This is a genomic window from uncultured Nostoc sp., assembly GCF_964245575.1.
Classification (GTDB): Bacteria; Cyanobacteriota; Cyanobacteriia; order Cyanobacteriales; family Nostocaceae; genus Nostoc.
Genome location: NZ_CAXTNP010000046.1, coordinates 14,940 through 24,541 on the forward strand (window position 1 = coordinate 14,940; position 9,602 = coordinate 24,541).

At 40.8% G+C, this 9,602-nt stretch carries 6 protein-coding genes and 1 pseudogene; 6 read left to right on the plus strand and 1 reads right to left on the minus strand.

The genetic code is table 11. The features are described 5' to 3' along the window. Positions 1–2,335: pseudogene (locus ACFFAP_RS10160) on the minus strand (hypothetical protein); the annotation flags it as partial. Between the two features lie 266 nt (positions 2,336–2,601). On the opposite strand from ACFFAP_RS10160, the gene ACFFAP_RS10165 reads away from it, so the two are divergent. The 6 genes from ACFFAP_RS10165 to ACFFAP_RS10190 form a co-directional block, all read left to right on the plus strand. Further along, positions 2,602–3,030 carry a DUF3110 domain-containing protein gene (locus tag ACFFAP_RS10165; RefSeq protein WP_375511096.1) on the plus strand — a complete coding sequence of 143 codons (429 nt, stop codon included), beginning with the start codon at positions 2,602–2,604 and terminating at the stop codon, positions 3,028–3,030. A 116-nt stretch (positions 3,031–3,146) separates the two neighbouring features. After that, the gene (gene murQ / locus ACFFAP_RS10170; RefSeq protein WP_375511097.1) at positions 3,147–4,073 is read left to right on the plus strand and encodes an N-acetylmuramic acid 6-phosphate etherase; all 927 of its coding nucleotides are present in this window, start codon (positions 3,147–3,149) and stop codon (positions 4,071–4,073) included. Between the two features lie 549 nt (positions 4,074–4,622). Beyond that, positions 4,623–5,831, plus strand: coding sequence for a response regulator (locus ACFFAP_RS10175; protein WP_375511098.1), 1,209 nt, complete (start codon positions 4,623–4,625; stop codon positions 5,829–5,831). Between the two features lie 491 nt (positions 5,832–6,322). Continuing rightward, positions 6,323–6,685, plus strand: a complete 363-nt coding sequence (locus ACFFAP_RS10180; RefSeq protein WP_375511099.1) for a response regulator transcription factor — start codon at positions 6,323–6,325, stop codon at positions 6,683–6,685. Between the two features lie 124 nt (positions 6,686–6,809). Further along, positions 6,810–7,283, plus strand: a complete 474-nt coding sequence (locus tag ACFFAP_RS10185) for a chemotaxis protein CheW (protein WP_375511100.1) — start codon at positions 6,810–6,812, stop codon at positions 7,281–7,283. Between the two features lie 125 nt (positions 7,284–7,408). After that, the coding region (locus ACFFAP_RS10190; RefSeq protein WP_375511109.1) for a GAF domain-containing protein at positions 7,409–9,602 on the plus strand (2,194 nt) is incomplete at its 3' end.

A 9,602-nucleotide genomic window follows, 5' to 3' on the forward strand; every position in this document is an offset into this window, starting at 1 on the left:
GCGGTGGTACTGCTGCTAACTGCTGTAACGGGACATTATTTGCTTGAACTTGCGCCTGATATACACCATTAGCCAATTGGATATTAGAGGCTGTAATAGTCCCACGCGCAACATTTACCTGCGCCTGACCGTTGGCTTGAATAGTTTGCAGCTTAAAAGAATCAACAGAACCCGCTACATTGAACTGAGCAGTTAACGCTCCCTGGAACTGCTTGGGTAGTGTTGCCAACTGCTGCACAGGCACATTATTTGCTTGAACTTGCGCTTGATATACACCATTCGCCACTTGAATATTAGAGGCTGTAACCGTACCACCGTCAATAGCAAGGCGACCCTCGCCACTGCCACGGAGGGTTTTTAGGCTAAAATTATCTCTGTTGCCTGCGATTTTGAACGTACCCGCTAATGGGTTATTTAAAGCTGGGGGAGACTGTTTCAATATTTGTCCCAACCGCACACCATTAGCTACAAGTTGAGCAGAGAAGCTTTGGTCTTGCAGTTGGATATTAGAAACTGCAACTGTACCGCCACCAATTTGAACTCCTCCACCATCAGTGCGAATCGTAGCAATTTTAAATGGTGCTGTGCTTCCTGAGAGAATGAGACGACCATTAAACTGTGCTTTTGCCAAAGAGACATTTTGCAGTTGACTTTTGTCTACAAAAGGTTCTAATTTTACCCCAGAGGCAACAGCCACAGCTTGCCAACGCTGATTGGCATAACTACCAGTTGCCCGGACTGTACCACCACTTACATTCAGAGCCACATTGCGGAAAGAGACGGTGCGATTTGGAGCGATTGCAACTTCACCAGTTCCGGGGTAAGTTCCGTTAGGAGCCTGGTATTGTACCGCAGTTTGGACATTGGTGGGAGCGCCAGTTAGTTGGGCTGTACCTGAGACATTACCGACTTGGAAGTTGGGTGTTATCTCATAAACTTTTGCGATCGCATCCCCTGGAACATTCTTGGCAGCAAAATTTATATCCAGTCGCGGATTTTTACCAAGTTGAATTGTGCCAGCGCCTGTAATTTCACCACCGACTTTAACTTTACCTTGAATATCTTTCAGGGTAATTAAAGAGGAGCTAGTCGCAAGCTCAAACTTACTACTGATGCTATTAAAATCAACTTTGTCAATCCGAGCAGTTTGGATTGTGGTAACTGTACCTGAGAGAATTGGCTCTTTTGTTGATCCGGTAATCTGCAAATCAGCTTTTACTTGTCCAGCGATCGGCACAGGTAGTTTTACCTTGAGAGTCTCTTGGGCATTAGCCAAACTCACCACATTTACCCGCGCTGCCAACTTAAAGCCTGCTTGAGTGTCGATGATTCCCGTAGCCACTAGGGGAATTTTGCCGTAGTTGCTAGTAACATTGTTTAACTGCAACTCCGTTCCCTGGAAGTTGAGGTTTCCTTGGCTATTGCTCAACAGTTGTGGGACTTTGGGTATTTGAACTGTTACGCCTTGCACAGCAGCACTACCAAACAATAAAGTCCGTTGTCCTGGTGTTAACCTAACTAACAAGTCGCCATTGGCTCGACCCGCCTGTAAGTTCACTGGTAACTTAATTAACCGACTAATATCCGCAGCCAGCAAGTCTTGCGATCGCACTTGAAAGTTCCCTGCTAGCACCCTGGAACGCGTCTCTCCCTGAATAGAAATACTGCCACCACTGTCTGCTTGACCCCCCACATCAAACCTGATCAACTGGTTATTTGCTAAAAGTTGTGCAGAACCGTTGATTTGAGAAAATCCCACAGGGGGTAAGGAGGATGAGGGGGATCTTGCTTCCCCTGCTCCCCCTGCTCTCCTCTGCGGCATCAAGGCCAGCTTGGCATTGCGAAACCACAATTTGTCTAAATCGGTTTTAATAGCGGCGCCTTCACGCGACGGCGCTATATTAGTGGAAACCCAGCGCCCTTGGTTATCCTGTTCAATGTAAATATTTGGGTTTACTAAGGTAACATCTAACTTTAGGTGGCGGTTTAAGATTAGTTGTAACAGGTCAAAACCCACCTCCACAGTTTCAACCGTAGCCCGATCTGGATCTGTGGGTGTCGCCGGGATACCTGAAGCCCCAAACTGCACTGCCGTCAACGAAAATTGTGTGACTTTTCCCAGTTTTACCGGACGGTTAAGTGTAGTAGTGAGACTTTGTTGTGCCAACGGCGTTAACTCTGTTTGGACAAAAGTCCACAACCGCCAAATACCAATGACAACTCCTAACAGTAAAAGTCCACTCAAGGCAATGCTACCCCGACTCAACACCAGCAACCATAAACGCTTGCGGATAGGGGACGGGGAGAGAATATCTTGATTGGGAGATTTAGTCATTTGCTTTCACTGTATTAATTGCCAGATATCGCTGGCACACACAAGCATTAACTGGCACATTGGTTCAGTATGCCATTTCCAGGATACGCCAACTAAACCCAAGACCTCATTGGTTAAGTTAGGGTATTTGCTTGATTCCAATACTTATGCTTAATAATATTGGCGTTTTCAGATAAATCTGATCCCAATAGAATGAAAATTGTTCCTGTGACTTTCGCTGAGGCACAACCTAGAACTTTAATATGAATAGACCTTAAAAAAGACAGATGATTACACCAATGCGTGTTTTTGTGTTAATTTTTAATGCTCGAACGGAAAATGAGGGAATTCATACCATTCGGGAAGGCGATCGCAATAAAATTCTGATGTTCGAGTCAGAAGACGACGCCACCCGCTTTGCCCTGATGTTAGAAGCTCAGGATTTTCCCGCACCTACACCAGAGCCGATCGATGCTGAGGAAATCAAGGAATTTTGCGAAAGTGCTGGATATGAATGGGAAATCATCCCAGAAAACAGCAATTTAGTTGTAACTCCCCCAGAACTTAACGTCGAAAAAACCGACTGGCAAGTAGATGCCCAGAAAGAGGATACTGTTGAAGACACCTTCCCTCTCAATCAACAGCCACTAGAAGAACCAGAATTGTCTGATTCTGAACTAGAGAAGATGCGTCGCAAATTGGAAGGATTGTTGTAATTAGTCATTAGTCATTAGTCATTAGTCATTGGTCATTGGTCATTGGTCATTGGTCGCTAACTGACTAATGACAACGGACAAAGGACAAAGGACAAAGGACAAAGGACAAAGGACAAATGACAAACTTGCAGGAACGTGGGCATCTTTTAACCGAGCTGGTAAATCCTAACAGTCTTAACTTAGACCAGCTCAGTTCTCTGGAATTGGTGGAGCTGTTTAATAGCGAAGACCAAAAGGCAGTCGAGGCAGTTGCGGCGGCGAAAATTCAGTTGGCACAAGCAATTGATAGCACCGCAGAGCGTTTGCGCCACGGAGGACGCCTATTTTATATCGGTGCGGGTACAAGTGGGCGGTTAGGAGTGTTAGATGCTGCTGAGTGTCCACCTACTTTTTGTACGCCCCCAGAGTTGGTACAGGGGATTATTGCTGGTGGTGCTGGCGCACTGGTACGCAGTTCGGAGGATTTAGAAGACAGCATCGAAGATGGTGAGGCTGCGATCGCTGGGCGACAAATTACCCAACTAGATGTAGTAGTTGGCATTACCGCAGGTGGGACAACGCCTTATGTCCACGGTGCCCTTCATGCTGCTCGTCAGCGAGGAGCCACGACTATTTTTATCGCCTGTGTTCCCGCAGAACAAGTTAACTGTGATGCTGATATTGATATTCGCCTATTGACAGGGCCAGAAATAATCGCTGGCTCAACTCGCCTGAAAGCTGGTACAGTCACCAAGTTAGCTTTAAATATCCTTTCTACTGGGGTGATGGTTAAACTAGGCAAAGTTTACGGTAATCGCATGGTAGATGTGGCGGTAACAAATCAAAAGTTACGCGATCGCGCTTTGCGAATTTTGCAAGACCTCACAGGTTTAAGTCGGCAAGCTGCTGGTTTTTTATTAGAACGCAGTGGTAAATGGGTTAAGCTAGCGCTATTAATGCACTGGACTGGTTTGGAAAAAGACGATGGCGATCGGCTTCTTTCAGAACACCAAAGTAATCTTAGGGCAGCTGTTGTGAGCTATCAAAACCATAACAAACCTTAAAGAAGTTCTCCTAAATAAATACTTTATACAATTAAGGATTATCAGTAGTTCTTTCAGGGATGTAGAGAGACGTGTTAGCGAAGCGGGACGTTAGCGTAGCGGGGCGAAGCCCAGTCCAATTTCGCGTCTCTCTACAAATGAGACACATTAATCAATGTAAATTTTGATAAATACTTTTAACATTTATTGGCAATCTCAATAATATAGATAGATACTGCCAATCTTTTCTAAACAAAAAATCAGAAATTATACGGATATAATTCCGTATGAAAATTATTAAAATAATATATTAATACTGAATGCATCTTTCTTAATGATGTGGGCTATAGCGACCTATTTGAGTCGTAAAGTTTGCCGAGAAGGAACTCTGTACTAGATGACTTTTTTCTTAGTAATATTTTTGCTATTTTCCTATATCTCTTGATTTTAATAAACTTGATTTCGACTGCTATATACGAAATGTATTTACACTTATTGACGTATCTGCTGACCACTATATAGCTAGTGTGGGTTTTTCAATAGCTGACTTTTTAATACAAGGAAAAAAGTATGACCCACTCCGAACTTATTCTTTCAAATAACCTAATTAATGAATTTAAAAGTTGTACTCAACTGCAATATAATGGCAAATTAAATATTAAAAGTTCAAAGGGCAGCCAATGGACTTTTTATTATCGGCTGGGACGGATAGTTTGGGCAACAGGTGGAACTCATCCCTTCCGCCGTTGGCGTAGACAGATGTCTCAAAATTGTCCCCAGATTGATGTTGATAAATTGCAGTTGCGTTTGCAAGACATATCAATAGATTACTGGGATTATCGCCTTCTAGAAATCTTTCATAAAAAACAGAAAATTCAGAGAGAACAGATTCAGTCTATTGCTGAAAACACCATAGCAGAACTATTATTTGACCTAGCTCTGCAAGGAAATTTTGCTTCTATAAGTTGCAATCGTAGCCAAGAAGTTATCTTAGAAACACCAATGAGTTTCACAAGTGCAGAAATGTCTGTAAAGCATATGCAAGACTCGTGGAAAATTTGGTCAGAAGCAGGTTTAGCAAATTTTTCTCCTGACTTGGCACCAGTTCTACGGCGACCAGAACAACTTCAGCAGATGGTAAGTCCATCTGTCTACAAAAACTTTGTAAATTTAATCAACGGTAAATTAACTCTGCGAGATTTAGCCGTGAAAATGAAGCAAAGTGTACTGCCACTCACCCGTTCATTGCTTCCCTATATCCTTAAAGGAATCATCGAATTGGTGGAAATACCTGACATGCCCTTAGTAGTGATGGAGGGCAACAATAAGCCTATCACTGCACAACCAAAGAAATCGATTGCTCCACTAGTAGCCTGCGTAGATGATAGCCCTCTGGTCTGTAAAATGCTAGAGGATATTATCACTTCCAATGGACTAAGGTTTATCAAAATTCAAGATGCTGTACAAGCTCTCCCAATCCTGATTCAGGATAAACCAGACCTGATTTTCTTAGATTTGCTTATGCCAGTCGCCAGTGGTTATGAAATTTGTACTCAGTTGCGACGAATATCTGCCTTCGCCAATACACCAGTAATTATATTAACAGGTAGTGATGGTCTTTTAGATAGAGTTCATGCTAAGGTAGTCGGTTCTACAGATTTTATCACTAAACCTGTAGTCGCTGACAAGGTAATGAGTATAATACGTAAATATTTACCTGCGCCGAGTGTATCCATCGACAAGAGTGAAGCTAATATAGGAGTTTGTAGTAGGGATTAATAATTTTTCTTGATAATTAATCATAAACTAATCTGATTAACTTGAAAATTTCATTCGTCATCATGAGCCTATTCCTTAACAATAGCCATAACAAAAATATTTACAATCGGTAAACTTTTCCACCTCAGTAAACATAAAATTCCTGGGGTGATAAATAAGAAATCTAAATTCACAAGAGGCAAGTAGGTGGCGGTCTTAAAGCCACCTAATTTTTTTGTCAAAAATTGAAGATGTTATCTGTAACTAAAACATATATTAAATTATGTTCCTTACGTACTTTTTCGGAGGCTAATATATAAGGATTGAATCAAAATTAGACAAATACAAATTTTTGTATTTATAGCAGTCCTATTTGAGTTGTGAAATATTCTTTATGACAAGGGGTTAGGGGCTAGTCTCTAGTCCCTAACCCCTTGTGTTTGTCCACGCATCATTTAGGATTTTTATCTCTAATTTGTTTACATTCTTAAAAATTTTAACGGGTAATTACCATGAATACTGTTTTAGTTGTTGAAGATGGCTTAACAGATATGGAAATAATCAGTCGTTACTTGCAACAGGCAGGTTATTCTGTGATTAGCGCCACAAGCAGTGAAGAAGCTCAAGACAAAATAGATAAAAATAAGCCAGACCTCATATTTCTCGACGTAATTTTACCAGGTAAAAGTGGCTTTGAGATTTGCCGAGAGTTGAAAAATGATCCCAACACTAGCAAAATACCTGTAGTTTTTTGCTCGACAAAAAATAGTGATGTAGATAAAATTTGGGGTAATATGTTGGGCGCTGATGGTTATCTATCAAAACCGATTGATCGAGATGAGCTAGCGGTAGTTTTAAAGCGATTAATTAACTAGCAAAGCTTCATAAATAAACAAAAAACTAGAATTACATCTTTCTAATCTAGAGCCTCTAGAAAATTAAAGAACAACTGCAAATAGTGGCTATAGAGCAATAATCAAGCACAAAGGAATAATAACTTTGGAAACCAAGGAAAAGTTTTTAAGTTTTAATTTGGGAGCAAGGGATACAGCGATAATTTCGTTACAACACATCACAGAAGTTTTGCAAGTATCATTACCAGAAATATGTGGCGTTCCTCAGATGCCCAGTAGTGTCTTAGGTATTTATAACTGGCGCGGTGAGATGCTTTGGTTAGTAGATTTAGACGCAATGTTAGGTTATCCTCCAATTTCGCAAGGAGCAAATTTAGTTTCAAAAATGATGGCGATTGTTCTCGAAAACAACGGTAAGTATTTGGGACTCTTGGTGCGACAACTGATAGATATTGAATGGCTAAATACTCAGCAAATGAAACCCCCAAGTAGCGAATTATTTTATCCTAAAATATCACCTTTTTTGCAGGGATACTTTATTAATGATTCTGAGGAGATGATTTTTAATTTGGATGCTATAAAAATTATCCAAGCTCCGATGTGGAAAATTCATAATTGAACGGTTAATTATTGGTGATTAGGCCTATTTTATTAAAAGTTTATAATCCTTTTTAGCCAAATACTAGTTCCTTATTAACTGCGTAATAACCAATTATTACTCTAACCAATCTTGAGGTCAATCTCATGACATTTTTGTATAATAGCCATGAAAATCAGAATCTAGTTTCTGAAGTCGAAAATCTGAATGGAAGCGCTAATATAGCAAATATTGCTAGCAATGAAATATCTTTATTAAACGCGATCGCTCAGGAATTTAAAACTTGGCGGCGACAGTTGCAAGACATCGCAACTCACATGCGCCAAGCCCCAGAACTTGATACACTACTCAAAATTACTGTAGCTCAGATTAGAGAAAAAATTGGCTGCGATCGCGCCTTAATTTATCAGTTTACTTCCCTTGATTCAGGTAATGTTTTAGCAGAATCAAGAACAGTAGGTTGGACACCGACTTTAGGCGAAAATATTCCTGGAATTATTTTTGGTTTATATACCAATCAAGACTATATAGAACCTATAGTTATTGACGATATCAATCAGATTCAACTTACCCCTTATCAAAAGCAACTGTTAGATAAATTTCAAATCAAAGCTAGTTTGAGTTTACCGATTGTAGTAGAAGGTAAAGTATGGGGGTTACTGGCTGTAAATCATTGCTACTCAACACGCCAGTGGCAAGAAGTAGAAATTAGTCTACTATCCCAAATTACAACAGAACTGATCTACAAATTGCAAAGTTTTGAATTCAAAAGAGAAGAACAACAGCGTATACTAGCAAAAAAATCGGTAGCTAAAGTCATCGACAAAATTCTGCGAGCATCAAATGTCGATAAGCTTTTTCAAACAACCACTCAAGAAGTACGTCAATTACTAAAATGCGATCGCGTCGGCGTTTATCGCTTCAAACCTGACTGGAGTGGCGAGTTTGTCGCAGAGTCAGTGGGTAATGGCTGGGTAAAAATGGTTAGCCCTGACTTTTATATGGTGTGGGAAGATAGCCACTTACAAGACACCCAAGGAGGACGTTATGCCAAGGGTGAAAGCTTTGTGGTCAAAGACATCTATAAAATGGGTCATGCTCAATGCCACATTGATATTTTAGAGCAGTATGAAATGAAGGCTTACATCATCGCCCCCATATTTTCTGGAGAGAAATTATGGGGGTTGCTGGCAGCTTATCAAAATTCTGGGCCTCGTGATTGGCAACCTTGGGAAGAAAGCTTTGTGACACAAATTGGGCTGCAATTTGGTGTGGCTATCTCACAAGGCGAATATCTTGAACAGATGCATAAGAAATCTGAGCAACTAGCTCAAATAGTTGAACAAGAAAAAGCTTTTACTAAGATAGTAGGCCGCATCCGACAATCTTTAGATGTAGATAGCGTCTTCAAAACAACCACTCAAGAAGTGCGTCAATCACTACGATGCGATCGCGTCGCAGTCTATCGTTTTAACCCTGACTGGGGTGGCGAATTTGTGGCTGAGTCTGTGGGTACTGGTTGGACAAAATTGGTAGGCCCTGATATTAAGACTGTTCTGGATGATACCTACTTACAAGAAACTAAGGGAGGTAGGTATATTAGGGGCGAAAACTTCATTGTTAATGACATCTATGAAGTTGGACTTGCTCCTTGCCATATTGAGATTTTAGAGCAGTTTGAAGCCAAAGCTTACATAATTGTTCCTATATTCTTTGGGGATAAATTGTGGGGTTTACTGGCAGCTTATCAAAATTCTAGCTCCCGTGTGTGGGAAACTTGGGAAGTTAACTTTTTGGTTCAGACTAGCTTGCAATTTAGCCTAGCTAAATCACAGATAGATTATTTGGAATTAGTTCGGTTGAAATCTGAGAAACTAGCTCAGATAGCAGAACAAGAGAAAGCTGTCACCAAGATTAGTAACCATATTCGGCAATCTTTAGATGTAGAACAAATCTTCAAAACAACCACTCAAGAAGTACGGCAATTACTGCGATGCGATCGCGTCGCAGTCTATCGCTTCAATTCTAATTGGACTGGTGAATTTGTAGCAGAATCAGTAGCTCATACTTGGGTAAAACTGGTAGGCCCCGATCTCAAAACTGTCTGGGAAGATACCCACTTGCAAGAAACTCAAGGAGGTCGATATGTTGAGGGTGAAAACTTTGTTGTAAATGACATCTATAAGGTAGGTCATTCTCCTTGCCACATTGAAATTTTAGAGCAATTTGAAGTCAAAGCTTATGTAATCGTTCCTGTATTTGCTGGGGAACAATTGTGGGGATTGCTGGCAGCTTATCAAAATTCTGGAACTCGTGATTGGGAAGAATCGGAAGTCACCT